Here is a 12,661-nt window from a genome sequence, read left to right as displayed (position 1 = left end):
GTTACATGCACGCTCTTCAAGCCAAGATCCTCGACCCACGCCTGGGCACCGAATTCCCCCTGCCGCAGTACGCCACCCCAGGCTCTGCCGGCCTGGACCTGCGCGCCCTGCTCAAGGAGGACACCGTCCTCGAGCCCGGCCAGACCCTGCTGATCCCCACCGGCCTGTCGATCTACATCGGCGACCCGGGCCTGGCAGCCATGATCCTGCCACGCTCGGGCCTGGGCCATAAGCACGGCATCGTGCTGGGCAACCTGGTCGGCTTGATCGACTCGGACTACCAGGGCGAGCTGATGGTGTCGTGCTGGAACCGCGGCAACACCCCGTTCACCATCGCCATTGGCGAGCGTATCGCCCAGTTGGTGCTGGTGCCGGTGGTGCAAGCGCATTTCGACATCGTCGAAGCCTTCGACGAAAGCCAGCGTGGCACTGGCGGCTTCGGCCACTCCGGCAGCCACTGAGCCGACAGCTGACCGTTCAGGCCAAGGATGGCGAACTCTCTGGCGAAACCACCGTCCAAGCGTTCAGTTTGCGCCTGCCCAGACAGCCTTTGACTAATGGAGCTTCCAGAGATGAACGAAATGGCCCACCTGGTCCCCGCACTGCCGGACAGCATTTTCCGCGCTTATGACATTCGCGGCGTGGTCGGCAAGACCCTCCATGCCGAAACCGCCTACTGGATCGGCCGCGCCATCGGCGCGCAGACCCTTGCCCAGGGCGAGCCCAAGATTTCCGTTGGCCGCGATGGCCGCTTGTCCGGCCCAATGCTGGTGGAACAGCTGATCAAAGGCCTGGCCGACGCTGGCTGCCAGGTCAGCGATGTCGGCCTGGTGCCGACCCCCGCGCTGTACTACGCCGCCAACGTGCTGGCCGGCACATCGGGCGTGATGCTCACCGGCAGCCACAACCCGTCGGACTACAACGGCTTCAAGATTGTCATCGCAGGCGACACCCTGGCCAACGAACAGATCCAGGCCCTGCAGACCCGCCTGAAAACCAACGACCTGAGCCGTGGCGAAGGCAGCGTGGAAAAGGTCGAAATCCTCGAGCGCTATTACCAGCAAATCGTCGGCGACGTGAAGCTGGCGAAAAAGCTCAAGGTGGTGGTGGACTGCGGCAACGGCGCTGCCGGCGTCATCGCCCCGCAGCTGATCGAAGCCCTGGGCTGCGACGTTATCCCGCTGTTCTGCGAGGTGGACGGTAACTTCCCTAACCACCACCCAGACCCAGGCAAGCCGGAAAACCTTGCGGACCTGATCGCCAAGGTCAAGGAAACCGGGGCCGACATCGGCCTGGCGTTCGACGGTGACGGCGACCGCGTAGGCGTGGTGACCAACACCGGCACCATCGTCTACCCCGACCGCCTGCTGATGCTGTTTGCCCAGGACGTGCTGTCGCGCAACCCGGGCGCCGAGATCATCTTCGACGTCAAATGCACCCGTCGCCTGACCCCGCTGATCGAACAGCATGGCGGCCGCGCGCTGATGTGGAAGACCGGCCACTCGCTGATCAAGAAGAAGATGAAACAGACCGGTTCGTTGCTGGCCGGCGAGATGAGCGGGCACATCTTCATCAAGGAACGCTGGTACGGTTTCGACGATGGCATCTACAGTGCCGCACGCCTGCTGGAGATCCTCAGCAAGGCCGGGCAAGACGCCGAAAGCCTGTTCGCAGCGTTCCCGAACGATATTTCCACGCCGGAAATCAATATTGATGTGACCGACGAGGGTAAATTCAGCATCATTGATGCACTGCAACGCGACGCCGACTGGGGCGCGGCCAACCTGACCACCATCGACGGTGTGCGGGTCGACTACGCCCACGGCTGGGGCCTGGTACGCGCCTCCAACACCACGCCGGTGCTGGTGCTGCGCTTCGAGGCCGACAACGACGCCGAATTGCAACGTATCAAGGATGTTTTCCGCGCCCAGTTGCTGCGGGTTGCCCCTGAGCTGCAACTGCCGTTCTGACCGACTATCTGTTCCTTACAGGAGCCCTGCATGACCCTCGATCGCGATGCCGCTTCCCATGTAGCCGAAGTTTTGTCCGAAGCACTGCCTTACATCCGCCGCTTTGTCGGCAAGACACTGGTGATCAAGTACGGCGGCAACGCGATGGAGAGCGAGGAGCTCAAAACCGGCTTCGCCCGTGACATCGTGCTGATGAAGGCTGTGGGCATCAACCCGGTGGTGGTCCACGGTGGTGGCCCACAGATCGGTGACCTGCTCAAGCGCCTGTCGATCGAAAGCCACTTCATCGACGGCATGCGCGTGACCGACTCGGCCACCATGGACGTGGTCGAGATGGTGTTGGGCGGCCAGGTCAACAAGGACATCGTCAACCTGATCAACCGCCACGGCGGCAGCGCCATCGGCCTGACCGGCAAGGACGCGGAGCTGATCCGCGCCAAGAAGCTGACCGTCAGCCGCCAGACGCCAGAGATGACCACCCCGGAAATCATCGACATCGGCCACGTCGGCGAAGTCGTGAGCGTGAACACCGACCTGCTGAACATGCTGGTCAAGGGTGACTTCATCCCGGTGATCGCGCCGATCGGCGTGGGCGCCAACGGTGAGTCGTACAACATCAACGCCGACCTGGTGGCGGGCAAGGTAGCCGAGGCACTGAAAGCCGAGAAGCTGATGCTGCTGACCAACATCGCCGGCCTGATGGACAAGCAGGGCCAGGTGCTGACCGGCCTGACCACTGAGCAAGTCAACGAGCTGATCGCCGACGGCACCATCTACGGCGGCATGCTGCCGAAGATCAAGTGCGCACTGGATGCGGTGCAGGGCGGCGTGAACAGCTCGCACATCATCGACGGCCGCGTGCCGAACGCGGTACTGCTGGAGATCTTCACCGACAGCGGCGTGGGTACCCTGATCACCAACCGCAAGCCGCGCTGAGTGATTAGTTAGCCTGCACTGGCCTCTTCGCGGGTGAACCCGCTCCCACAGGTGTTGGCGCAGATCCTGTGGGAGCGGGTTTACCCGCGAAGAGGCCAGGACAGGCGACACAAAAAAAGGCGACCTTCATCCAAAGGTCGCCTTTTTTATTACCGAGCCGGAATCAGATTCCGTACTGCGCCCGATACGCTTCAACAGCAGGCAGATGCTGCTTGAGCTGCGGATCATCGGCCAGGAACTCCAGCACCTGGGTCAGCGAAACGATGCTGACCACCGGAATACCAAAGTCACGCTCCACTTCCTGGATCGCCGACAGCTCGCCATTGCCGCGCTCTTCGCGGTTAAGCGCGATCAGCACGCCAGCGGCTTTGGCCTGCTGGGCATTGATGATCTGCATGACTTCACGGATGGCCGTGCCGGCCGTGATCACGTCGTCGATGATCAGTACGTCACCTGCCAAAGGCGCGCCAACCAGGCTGCCGCCTTCGCCGTGATCCTTGGCTTCTTTACGGTTGAAGCACCATGGCACGTCGAGCTGATGCTGATCGGCCAGGGCCACGGCGGTGGTCGCCGCCAGGGGGATACCCTTGTAGGCTGGACCAAACAGCACGTCGAACGGGATCTTGCTGTCGACGATGGCCGCCGCGTAGCAACGGCCCAATTGCGCCAGTGCAGAACCTGTGTTGAACAGGCCGGCATTGAAGAAGTACGGGCTGGTACGCCCCGATTTCAGGGTGAATTCGCCGAAGCGCAGAACGCCGCGGTCGATGGCAAAACGAATGAAGTCGCGCTGATACGGCTGCATGGAAAGTCCCGGACACCACGGATTTAGCTAAATGAGTTGAGCTCGGGTATCATACACGCACGAGATTTTTGGGGCCATTTATGCGGATCATCAGTGTGAACGTAAATGGCATTCAGGCTGCGGCCGAGCGTGGTTTGCTCAGCTGGCTGCAAGCCCAGAATGCCGACGTCATCTGCCTTCAGGATACCCGCGCCTCGGCCTTTGAACTCGACGACCCAGCTTTCCAGCTCGATGGCTATTTCCTTTATGCCTGCGACGCGGAGGTGCCCGCCCAAGGTGGCGTAGCCCTTTACTCGCGCATGCAGCCCAAGGCAGTCATCACCGGCCTGGGCTTCGAGACAGCCGACCGTTACGGGCGTTACCTGCAAGCAGATTTCGACAAAGTCAGTATTGCCAGCCTGCTGCTGCCTTCGGGCATGAACGGCGACGAAGACTTGAACCAGAAATTCAAGTTGATGGACGACTTCGCCAAGTACCTGGACAAACAGCGGCGCAAGCGTCGCGAGTACATCTATTGCGGCTCGTTCTACGTGGCGCAGCAGAAGCTCGACATCAAAAACTGGCGCGACAGCCAGCAATCGCCTGGCTTCCTGGCACCGGAGCGTGCCTGGATGGACGCGATCACGGGCGAGATGGGCTACGTGGATGCCCTGCGTGAAGTCAGCCGTGAAGGCGACCAGTACAGCTGGTGGCCGGACAACGAACAGGCCGAGATGCTCAACCTGGGCTACCGGTTCGACTACCAGATCCTCACCCCAGGCCTGCGCCGCTTCGTGCGTAACGCCCGCCTGCCGCGTCAGCCGCGCTTCTCGCAGCATGCGCCGCTGATTGTGGACTATGACTGGACGTTGACCATCTAGAAAACCATTGGGGCCGCTTCGCGCCCCATCGCCGGCAAGCCGGCTCCCACGGGCATAGCGCATGACTTGAAGTTTGCGCAGTCGCGGTGGGAGCCGGCTTGCCGGCGATGGGCCGCGAAGCGGCCCCAATTGCTATGAATCAGTCGGCCAGGGCGGCCTGCTGCAGTTCGAAGATCTCGTTCATGCCCTTCTGCGCCACGGCGAGCATGGCGTTCAGGTCTTCAGGCTGGAACGGCGCGCCCTCGGCGGTGCCTTGTACCTCGATGAAACCACCGGCGCTGGTCATGACCACGTTCAGGTCGGTCTCGGCGGCGGAGTCTTCCAGGTAGTCCAGGTCGAGCACGGCCTCGCCTTGGTACATGCCCACGGAAACCGCGGCGATCATGTGCTTGAGCGGGTTGCCAGCCTTGAGGCCGCCACGCTTCTTGATCACGGCCAGGGCATCGCACAGGGCGACCATGGCACCGGTGATCGACGCGGTGCGAGTGCCACCGTCGGCCTGAATCACATCGCAGTCGATGTACAGGGTGATGTCACCGAGCTTGCTCATGTCCAGCGCGGCGCGCAGCGAGCGGCCGATCAGGCGCTGGATTTCCAGGGTGCGGCCGCCCTGCTTGCCACGGCTGGCTTCGCGCTGGTTACGCTCGCCGGTGGAGCGCGGCAGCATGCCGTATTCGGCTGTCAGCCAGCCTTGGCCCTGGCCTTTGAGGAAGCGGGGCACACCATTCTCCACGCTGACCGTGCAGATGACCTTGGTGTCACCGAACTCGACCAGTACCGACCCTTCGGCGTGCTTGGTGTAGTTGCGGGTGATGCGGATCGAGCGGAGCTGATCGGCGGCGCGACCACTTGGACGTTTCATCTGGGATACCTGTACTGGGACTTGAATCTGCCGAGCATTATAGAGCTCGCAGCTGCGGGAGGACACGCCTATTGTCGCGCCCCTGACAGCCTGTCGCCTTTTCCCACTGCGCATTTCGCCCTCTGTAACATGGCTGGATTGGGCGCCGAGGCCCCACTGCGCTACAATCCTGCGCCTTGCAGCCGAGAGGCTTCCCTGTTCATTCATCTACGCGAGGTACTCCCCATGGTGCACAGCATGACCGCTTTTGCTCGTGTCGAGCGCGCCGGCAGCCAAGGCACCCTGGTCTGGGAGCTGCGCTCGGTCAACCACCGCTACCTGGAGCCGCACCTGCGCCTGCCCGAGGCCCTGCGCGACCTCGAAGGCGCGGTACGCGAAGGCCTGCGCCAGGGGCTGTCGCGCGGCAAGGTGGAATGCACCTTGCGCCTCAACGAAGACAGCACCGGCAAGCCACTGAAAGTGGACCGTGAGCGCGCCGCACAGCTGGTCGCCGCCGCCGAAGAGGTGGCTGGCCTGATCAAGCAGCCGGCCCCGCTGAACCCCCTGGAAGTGCTGTCGTGGCCCGGCGTGCTGTTTGCCGACGCCAGCGACCCGCAAGCGCTGAACGCCGAGGCCGTGGCGCTGTTCGACGACGCGCTGGCCGAGCTCAAGGCCGGGCGCCTGCGTGAAGGCCAGGAGCTGGCCCGGCTGATCAACGAACGCCTGGACAACATGACCACCGAGGTCACCACACTGCGCGCCCTGGTGCCGCAGATGCTGGCGGCCCAGCGGCAGAAAATTCTCGACCGCTTCGGCGACATGCAGGCTGAGCTCGACCCGCAACGCCTGGAGCAGGAGATGGTGCTGCTGGCGCAAAAGAGCGACGTCGCCGAAGAGCTCGACCGCCTCGCCACCCACGTCACCGAAGTGCGCCGCGTGCTCAAGTCGGGCGGCGCGGCCGGCCGGCGCCTGGACTTCCTGATGCAGGAACTCAACCGCGAAGCCAATACCCTCGGCTCCAAGGCATTCGACCCGCGTAGCACGCAAGCGGCGGTCAACCTGAAGGTATTGATCGAACAGATGCGTGAACAAGTACAGAACATCGAGTAAGGCCACCCCGACCATGAACCACAGCAGCGGCACCCTCTACATCGTTTCGGCCCCTTCGGGTGCCGGCAAGACCAGCCTGGTAACGGCCCTGACCCAGGACGACAAGCAAATCCGCGTCTCGGTCTCGCACACCACCCGCGCCATGCGCCCGGGTGAGCAGCACGGGGTGAACTACCACTTCGTCGTGCACGAAGAATTCAAGGCACTGATCGAGCAAGGCGACTTCCTCGAGCATGCCGAAGTGTTCGGCAACTTCTACGGCACCTCGCGCAGCGCGCTGCAGCAGACCCTCGACCAGGGCTTCGACCTGATCCTGGAAATCGACTGGCAAGGTGCCCAGCAGGTGCGCAAGCTGATGCCCGAGGCACTCTCGGTGTTCATCCTGCCACCCAGCCAGGAAGCGCTGCGTCAGCGCCTGGATGGGCGTGGGCAGGACAGTGAGGAGATCATCGCCGGGCGCATGAAAGAAGCGGTCAGCGAGATGGTGCACTACGACGAGTACGACTACCTGATCATCAATGATGACTTCGGCGTCGCGCTGGAGGAGTTGAAGGCGGTGTTCCGCTCGAACCGCCTGCAGTTGAAGAAGCAACAGCAGCGCCACGGTGGGCTGCTGAAAGAACTGCTTTCCTGAGAGACGGAGCGGGGCTGCTTTGCAGCCCATTCGCAGCACAAGGCTGCTCCTACAAAGGCAAGGATGTAGCAGCCTTGTGCTGCGAATGGGGCGCAAAGCGCCCCTCTGCATTACTCCGCCAGCGGCAGGGTCGCCTGCTGACGCAAGGTCGCCCCCAGGAAGTACGCCGGCGCCCGCATCCGCGACAGCAGCATCAGCCCGATGCCAAGCACCGAAATGATCGCGGCAATCACGAACACCAGCCCCAGCCCACCCACATGCGAGCCGCTGCCGAAGTCTGGCGAAGCGCTGTCGATCGCGGTACGCGCGAAGATCACCGACAAGATGACCCCACCGACCAGCGGGCACAGGCCGCGCATGACGAAGTGGCGCACGCTGTCGAACAGGCTGTCGCGGAAGTACCAGACGCAGGCAAACGCAGTCAGCGAATAGTAGAAGCAGATCATCATCCCCAGCGCGGTGATGGTGTCGGCCAGCACGTTCTCGCTCAGGGTACGCATGGTCACGTAGAACAGGCCGGCGGCCAGGCCAGCGCAGATGGTGGCGTAGCGCGGGGTTTGCGAACGCGGGCAAACGCTGGCGAACTTAGGCGGTACCGCACCGTAGTAACCCATGGCCAACAAGGTGCGCGCCGGTGCCACGAAGGTCGACTGCAGCGACGCTGCGGTGCTGGCCAGCACGGCGATGGACATCAGGATCGCCAGCGGCCCCATGACCGGGCCGGCCAGGTGGGCAAAGACGTTCTCCTGGATGCGCGGGTTGTTCAGGCCCAGGCCCGTTTCACTGATACCGGCAAACTGCAGGGTGGCGATGGCGGTGAACAGGTACAGGCCGAGGATCAACATCACGGTCCAGGTGGCGGCCTTGCCCGGCACCTCTTCGCTGCCCACCGACTCTTCGCTGACGGTCAGGCAGGTGTCCCAGCCCCAGAAAATGAAGATCGACAGTGAAAGCCCCGCGGCAAAGGCCGAGAACGACTCGACACCGAACGGGTTGAACCAGGCGAAATCGAATTCCAGCGGTGGCGGCGCAGTGGTGCCACCGAAGGCGGCGAAGGCAAAGCCGATCAGCACCAGCAACTGCAGGGCCACCAGGCCATACTGCACCGTCATGGTGGTGGCTATGCCGCGACAGCAGATCCACACCGCCAGGGCGATGAACACGCAACAGGTACTGATGTTGATCAGCAGGTTGTCCGCCAAGGCCGCCAGGCCATGGTTGCCGGTGATCTGCCCCAGGAACAGGTAGAAGAAGTCGACCGCCACGCCTGCCAGGTTCGACAGCACGATGGTGGTGGCGACCACCAACCCCCAGCCCCCAATCCAGCCGATCATCGGGCCAAAGGCGCGCGCCGACCAGGTGAACGAGGTGCCGCTGTCCGGCTCTGCCGAATTCAGCTCGCGATAGCCGAGGGCGACCAGCAGCATCGGCAGGAAGCCGACGATGAATACCGCAGGCAGGTGGGCACCGACCTCTCGCACGGTTGGGCCAAGCGCGCCGGTCAGGGTATAGACCGGGGCGATGGTGGAAATGCCCAGCACCACGCTGGCCAGCAAGCCCAGGCGGCCTTTGGCCAAGCCCTTGCTGCGCTGGGTGTTGCCCGCGTCGGCCGCCACATCGGGTGGGCGGCCGGCTTCTGTGTAATCGCTCATGAGTATGTGCCGTAAATTTTGGAATTGTTTTCGCGGGCCTTGCGTACAAGGCCCGCTTTCACTCATTGAAAGCTTGCAACAGGGGTGCGTCATCCGAGACTTTCGGGTGACGTCAGAATGCCTTCTGGCGCGTACCCTCCCGTGCAGCATGGGCAATACAGGCCTCGCGAAACGCCTGGAAAAGGCGCCGGGAGACCGGGTTTTCGGCAAAACGCCATTCAGGGTGCCACTGCACGCCAAGCACGAAGCCCGGCGCATCTGGCATCGACACCGCTTCGATCAGGCCATCCGGGGCCCGCGCCTCGACGCGCAGCCCAGGGGCCAGGCGGTCGATGCCCTGGCTGTGCAACGAGTTGACCTCGAATTGCGCAGCCAGGCCCAGGCGCTCGAACAACCCGCCAGGCGCGATGCCAACGGGGTGACGAGGGCCGTATTGCACCTCCAGGGGTGCGTCCTCAGGTTCGCGGTGGTCAAGGTAGCCAGGCAGCTCCTGCACACGCTGGTGCAAGGTGCCGCCAAGGGCCACATTCAATTCCTGGAACCCACGGCAAATGCAGAACACCGGCACACCGGCGGCAATCGCCGCCTGCAGCAGCGGCAGGGTCAGGCGATCGCGCGCGCGATCATGCCGGGTACCCTCCACGCTGGGGGCGCCATTGTAATGATGCGGTTCGATATTTGAAGGCGAGCCAGTAAAAAGAATGCCGTCGAGCTGGGCCAGCAGCGCGGAGGTATCACTGCCCTCGTCGCGCGCCGGCAAAATCAGCGGCAGCCCGGCAAAGCCGGCCGCCTCGACATACTTGTCGCCCACCGTGTGCGACGAGTTCTTCCCCACCTGCTGGCGGCAGGCGCTGATACCGATCAAGGGGACCGCATTTGCGCTCATGGGCTTACACCGTGTGCAGGTACCAGTTGTACTCGAGGTCGGAGATCGACACTTCAAACTCGGCCAGCTCGCTTTCCTTGCAGGCGACGAAGATATCGATGTAATCCGGGCTGATGTATTGATTGAGCACTTCGCTGTCATCCAGCGCGCGCAGGGCATCGCGCAGGTTGTTCGGCAGGCTCTGTTCCAGTTGTTCGTACGAGTTGCCTTCAATCGGTTCACCCGGCTCGACCTTGCTGGTCAGGCCGTGGTGAATACCGGCGAGAATGGCCGCGAGCATCAGGTAAGGGTTGGCGTCAGCGCCGGCCACACGGTGCTCGATGCGCACGTTCTCGCTGCTGTCGGTCGGCACGCGAACCGCCACGGTGCGGTTGTCCAGGCCCCAGCTCGGCGCGTTGGGCACATAGAACTGCGCGCCGAAACGACGGTACGAGTTGATGTTCGGGCAGAGGAAGGCCATCGACGCCGGCATGGTCTCCAGCACGCCACCGATGGCGTGGCGCAGCGCGTCGCTTTCCAGCGGGTCACTGCTGGCGAAGATGTTCTTGCCGGTTTTCTTGTCCAGCAGCGAGATGTGCACGTGCAGCCCGTTGCCCGCCTGGCCCGGGTAGGGCTTGGCCATGAAGGTGGTGTCCATCTCATGGTCGTAGGCCACGTTCTTGATCAGGCGCTTGAGCAGGATGGCGTAGTCGCAGGCCTTCAGCGGGTCGGCAACGTGGTGCAGGTTGACCTCGAACTGCGCCGGGGCGCTTTCCTTGACGATGGCATCGGCCGGCAGGCCTTGCTCCTTGGCCGCTTCGAGCATGTCTTGCAGGCAGTCGGCGTATTCGTCGAGGTCGTCGATCAGGTACACCTGGGTCGACTGCGGGCGCTTGCCCGAAATAGGCGAGCGCGGCGGTTGCGGGCGGCCGTTGAGGTTGTCCTGGTCGATCAGGTAGAACTCGAGTTCGAACGCGGCGCAGATATCCAGGCCCAGGTCGTCGAACTTGCTCACCACCTGGCGCAGCACTTCGCGCGGGTCGGCGAAGAAAGGCTGGCCTTCGATCTCGTGCATGGTCATCAGCAACTGGGCGGTCGGGCGTTTCTGCCACGGCTCGTTGCACAGCGTGCCGGGGATCGGGTAGCAGATGCGGTCGGCATCGCCAATGTCCAGGCCCAGGCCGGTGCTTTCAACGGTCGAACCGTTGATGTCGAGGGCAAACAGTGACGCCGGCAGGTTGATGCCTTTTTCGTACACCTTGTGCAGGCTGGCCCGCTCGATGCGCTTGCCGCGTACCACGCCATTCATGTCGGAGATCAGCAGATCGACATACTGCGTATCCGGATGGGCCTGGAGGAAGTCTTTCATCTCGCTGGAAGAACTGGCGCACGGGGTGACCGACGTCATGGTGTACATCCTTTGATTTGCTGCGGCGATGTGGGGATACGGCTGGCGCCTCACGGGCGACGATGGTTGCAGCTGTTGTTTTTTTCACTTTCCCATCGTGGGGATTGGTTGCCCGACCGGGCGCATTGATTCCCAGGGGCGGTTCCACTATAAAATGGCCTCAACGCAACAGACATTGGCATTTCGGCAAGCAGAGCGTGCATCAATGCAATATCAGATTACCCACGCCGACCTCTCCCTGGTCCTGGCCCTGGAACGTGGCCGCTCGTTGGCCAAGGCTGCCGAACTGCTCAAGGTGGACGTCTCGACGGTGTTCCGCTCGATCCGTCGCCTGGAGTCGGCACTGGGCACCGCGCTGTTCGTCAAAAGCCGTAAAGGCTACCTGCCCACCGACACCGCCCAGGCTCTGGCTGAGCAGGCCGAGCGCGCCGAACAGGCCCTGGAAGCCGCGCGCATCGCCATGACCAGCGGCGAACAGGTGGTCAGCGGTACGGTGCGGCTGACCTGCACCGAGGCGGTAATGCACAGCCTGCTGCTGCCGGCATTGGCCGACTTCATGCCCAATTACCCGGCGTTGTCGCTGGAAATGGGCACCTCCAACACCTTCGCCAACCTCAGCCGGCGCGATGCCGACATCGCCCTGCGCCTGACCAATACGCCGCCCGAACACTTGGTAGGCCGCTGCCTGGGCTCGACCTCCTACGTGATCTGCGGCCAGCCGCAGTGGCGCGAACGGCTGACCGAGTCGGCCAGCAGCGTGCCGTGGATTGCCCCGGACGACTCGATGCAGGACCACCCGACCGTGGTCTGGCGCAACCAGCAATACCCTGGGTTGAGCCCGCGCTACCAGTGCAGCGGCATGTCGACCATAGCGCAACTGGTCAGCACCGGGCTGGGCGTGGCGGCGCTGCCCGACTACATGGTGCATGCCTTGCCTGGCGTCGATGCGCTGAGTGGCCCGCTGCCCGGTTGCGACACCCAACTGTGGCTGCTGACCCGGCCCGATTGCCGGGCGTTACGCTCGGTGCAGACATTGTTCGAGGAATTGACCCCGCGGTTGCGCGACGCGATGTTGTGAGATACAAGAGGAGGGTGTCTGTTGCGGCCCTTTCGCGGCTAAACCCGCCCCCACAGGGGCGGGCCTGATCCGCGCGTGGCAAAACAGCGCTTCCCTATTGGCTGGTGAATTTTTATACTATCGAGTCCGCCTGCCCATATTGGGCTGCACGCCCACCGCAATTGCTACTGAGGAAGACCATGGCCCGCGTAACTGTTGAAGACTGCCTGGAACACGTGGATAACCGCTTTGAGCTGGTCATGCTCTCGACCAAGCGCGCCCGTCAGCTGGCGACCGGCGGCAAAGAGCCACGCGTCGCGTGGGAAAACGACAAGCCGACCGTTGTTGCCCTGCGTGAAATCGCCGAAGGCATCGTCACCAACGAGTTCATCGCTGCTGAAGAGATCGTCACCGAGGATCCGGTCTTCGCCGCGTTCGAGGACGAGTCCAACGAGGCTGTCTGATTGATGCCAGGTCGACGTCGCGCGGCACAAGGCCCTCTTCCTCTGCAAGAGGTGAACCC

At 63.1% G+C, this 12,661-nt stretch carries 12 protein-coding genes and 1 pseudogene; 8 read left to right on the top strand and 5 right to left on the bottom strand.

Annotated elements, in window-relative coordinates; all coding sequences use genetic code 11:
* Window positions 1-5: 5 nt before the first annotated feature.
* The 3 genes and pseudogenes from dut (at window position 6) to argB (ending at window position 2,906) form a co-directional block, all read left to right on the top strand.
* Entirely contained in the window at window positions 6-461 is a 456-nt protein-coding gene (gene dut / locus D886_RS0101210) for a dUTP diphosphatase (RefSeq protein ID WP_027592160.1), read from the top strand.
* Between the two features lie 135 nt (window positions 462-596).
* A pseudogene (locus D886_RS0101205) lies at window positions 597-1,970 on the top strand (phosphomannomutase/phosphoglucomutase); the annotation flags it as partial.
* A 30-nt stretch (window positions 1,971-2,000) separates the two neighbouring features.
* Entirely contained in the window at window positions 2,001-2,906 is a 906-nt protein-coding gene (gene argB, locus D886_RS0101200) for an acetylglutamate kinase (protein ID WP_027592158.1), read from the top strand.
* A 163-nt stretch (window positions 2,907-3,069) separates the two neighbouring features.
* Here the strand turns inward: argB and pyrE are convergent, their stop codons facing one another.
* Complete coding sequence (pyrE, locus tag D886_RS0101195; protein ID WP_008091580.1) at window positions 3,070-3,711, bottom strand: orotate phosphoribosyltransferase; 642 nt, start codon at window positions 3,709-3,711, stop codon at window positions 3,070-3,072.
* 80 nt (window positions 3,712-3,791) lie between these two features.
* On the opposite strand from pyrE, the gene D886_RS0101190 reads away from it, so the two are divergent.
* Window positions 3,792-4,571 (top strand): exodeoxyribonuclease III, encoded by a 780-nt coding sequence (locus D886_RS0101190; RefSeq protein WP_003253401.1) that lies wholly within the window; start codon window positions 3,792-3,794, stop codon window positions 4,569-4,571.
* A gap of 139 nt (window positions 4,572-4,710) precedes the next feature.
* On the opposite strand, the gene rph is transcribed toward D886_RS0101190, so the two are convergent.
* Entirely contained in the window at window positions 4,711-5,433 is a 723-nt protein-coding gene (gene rph, locus D886_RS0101185; protein WP_027592157.1) for a ribonuclease PH, read from the bottom strand.
* A 225-nt stretch (window positions 5,434-5,658) separates the two neighbouring features.
* On the opposite strand from rph, the gene D886_RS0101180 reads away from it, so the two are divergent.
* Both D886_RS0101180 and gmk read left to right on the top strand, forming a co-directional pair.
* The gene (locus tag D886_RS0101180) at window positions 5,659-6,522 is read left to right on the top strand and encodes a YicC/YloC family endoribonuclease (RefSeq protein WP_027592156.1); all 864 of its coding nucleotides are present in this window, start codon (window positions 5,659-5,661) and stop codon (window positions 6,520-6,522) included.
* Between the two features lie 13 nt (window positions 6,523-6,535).
* A complete protein-coding gene (gmk, locus tag D886_RS0101175) occupies window positions 6,536-7,156 on the top strand; it encodes a guanylate kinase (protein ID WP_027592155.1) in 621 nt (206 codons plus the stop codon).
* A gap of 110 nt (window positions 7,157-7,266) precedes the next feature.
* On the opposite strand, the gene D886_RS0101170 is transcribed toward gmk, so the two are convergent.
* From D886_RS0101170 to D886_RS0101160, 3 genes are all read right to left on the bottom strand, one after another.
* Entirely contained in the window at window positions 7,267-8,808 is a 1,542-nt protein-coding gene (locus D886_RS0101170) for an APC family permease (protein WP_027592154.1), read from the bottom strand.
* A 112-nt stretch (window positions 8,809-8,920) separates the two neighbouring features.
* Entirely contained in the window at window positions 8,921-9,694 is a 774-nt protein-coding gene (locus D886_RS0101165) for a gamma-glutamyl-gamma-aminobutyrate hydrolase family protein (protein ID WP_027592153.1), read from the bottom strand.
* Between the two features lie 4 nt (window positions 9,695-9,698).
* Window positions 9,699-11,042: a glutamine synthetase family protein gene (locus tag D886_RS0101160; RefSeq protein WP_371097094.1), complete on the bottom strand. Its 1,344-nt coding sequence runs from the start codon at window positions 11,040-11,042 to the stop codon at window positions 9,699-9,701.
* Between the two features lie 244 nt (window positions 11,043-11,286).
* Between D886_RS0101160 and D886_RS0101155 the strand changes: the two genes are divergently transcribed.
* Entirely contained in the window at window positions 11,287-12,159 is an 873-nt protein-coding gene (locus D886_RS0101155; RefSeq protein WP_027592151.1) for a LysR family transcriptional regulator, read from the top strand.
* Window positions 12,160-12,338: 179 nt separating this feature from the next.
* Window positions 12,339-12,602, top strand: coding sequence for a DNA-directed RNA polymerase subunit omega (rpoZ, locus tag D886_RS0101150; protein ID WP_012312123.1), 264 nt, complete (start codon window positions 12,339-12,341; stop codon window positions 12,600-12,602).
* Window positions 12,603-12,661: the final 59 nt, after the last annotated feature.

The organism is Pseudomonas sp. LAIL14HWK12:I7 (assembly GCF_000483465.1).
Lineage (GTDB): Bacteria > Pseudomonadota > Gammaproteobacteria > Pseudomonadales > Pseudomonadaceae > Aquipseudomonas > Aquipseudomonas kermanshahensis.
The sequence above is the reverse complement of the archived record's forward strand: the minus strand, read 5'-3'. Positions and strand labels throughout refer to the sequence as shown.

Excerpts from the sequence above, each read along its gene's own strand:
- dut (WP_027592160.1), top strand. The coding sequence starts at position 6 with ATGCACGCTCTTCAAGCCAAGATCCTCGACCCACGCCTGGGCACCGAA.
- argB (WP_027592158.1), top strand. The coding sequence starts at position 2,001 with ATGACCCTCGATCGCGATGCCGCTTCCCATGTAGCCGAAGTTTTGTCC.
- pyrE (WP_008091580.1), bottom strand. The coding sequence starts at position 3,711 with ATGCAGCCGTATCAGCGCGACTTCATTCGTTTTGCCATCGACCGCGGC.
- D886_RS0101190 (WP_003253401.1), top strand. The coding sequence starts at position 3,792 with ATGCGGATCATCAGTGTGAACGTAAATGGCATTCAGGCTGCGGCCGAG.
- rph (WP_027592157.1), bottom strand. The coding sequence starts at position 5,433 with ATGAAACGTCCAAGTGGTCGCGCCGCCGATCAGCTCCGCTCGATCCGC.
- D886_RS0101180 (WP_027592156.1), top strand. The coding sequence starts at position 5,659 with ATGGTGCACAGCATGACCGCTTTTGCTCGTGTCGAGCGCGCCGGCAGC.
- gmk (WP_027592155.1), top strand. The coding sequence starts at position 6,536 with ATGAACCACAGCAGCGGCACCCTCTACATCGTTTCGGCCCCTTCGGGT.
- D886_RS0101170 (WP_027592154.1), bottom strand. The coding sequence starts at position 8,808 with ATGAGCGATTACACAGAAGCCGGCCGCCCACCCGATGTGGCGGCCGAC.
- D886_RS0101165 (WP_027592153.1), bottom strand. The coding sequence starts at position 9,694 with ATGAGCGCAAATGCGGTCCCCTTGATCGGTATCAGCGCCTGCCGCCAG.
- D886_RS0101160 (WP_371097094.1), bottom strand. The coding sequence starts at position 11,042 with ATGAAAGACTTCCTCCAGGCCCATCCGGATACGCAGTATGTCGATCTG.
- D886_RS0101155 (WP_027592151.1), top strand. The coding sequence starts at position 11,287 with ATGCAATATCAGATTACCCACGCCGACCTCTCCCTGGTCCTGGCCCTG.
- rpoZ (WP_012312123.1), top strand. The coding sequence starts at position 12,339 with ATGGCCCGCGTAACTGTTGAAGACTGCCTGGAACACGTGGATAACCGC.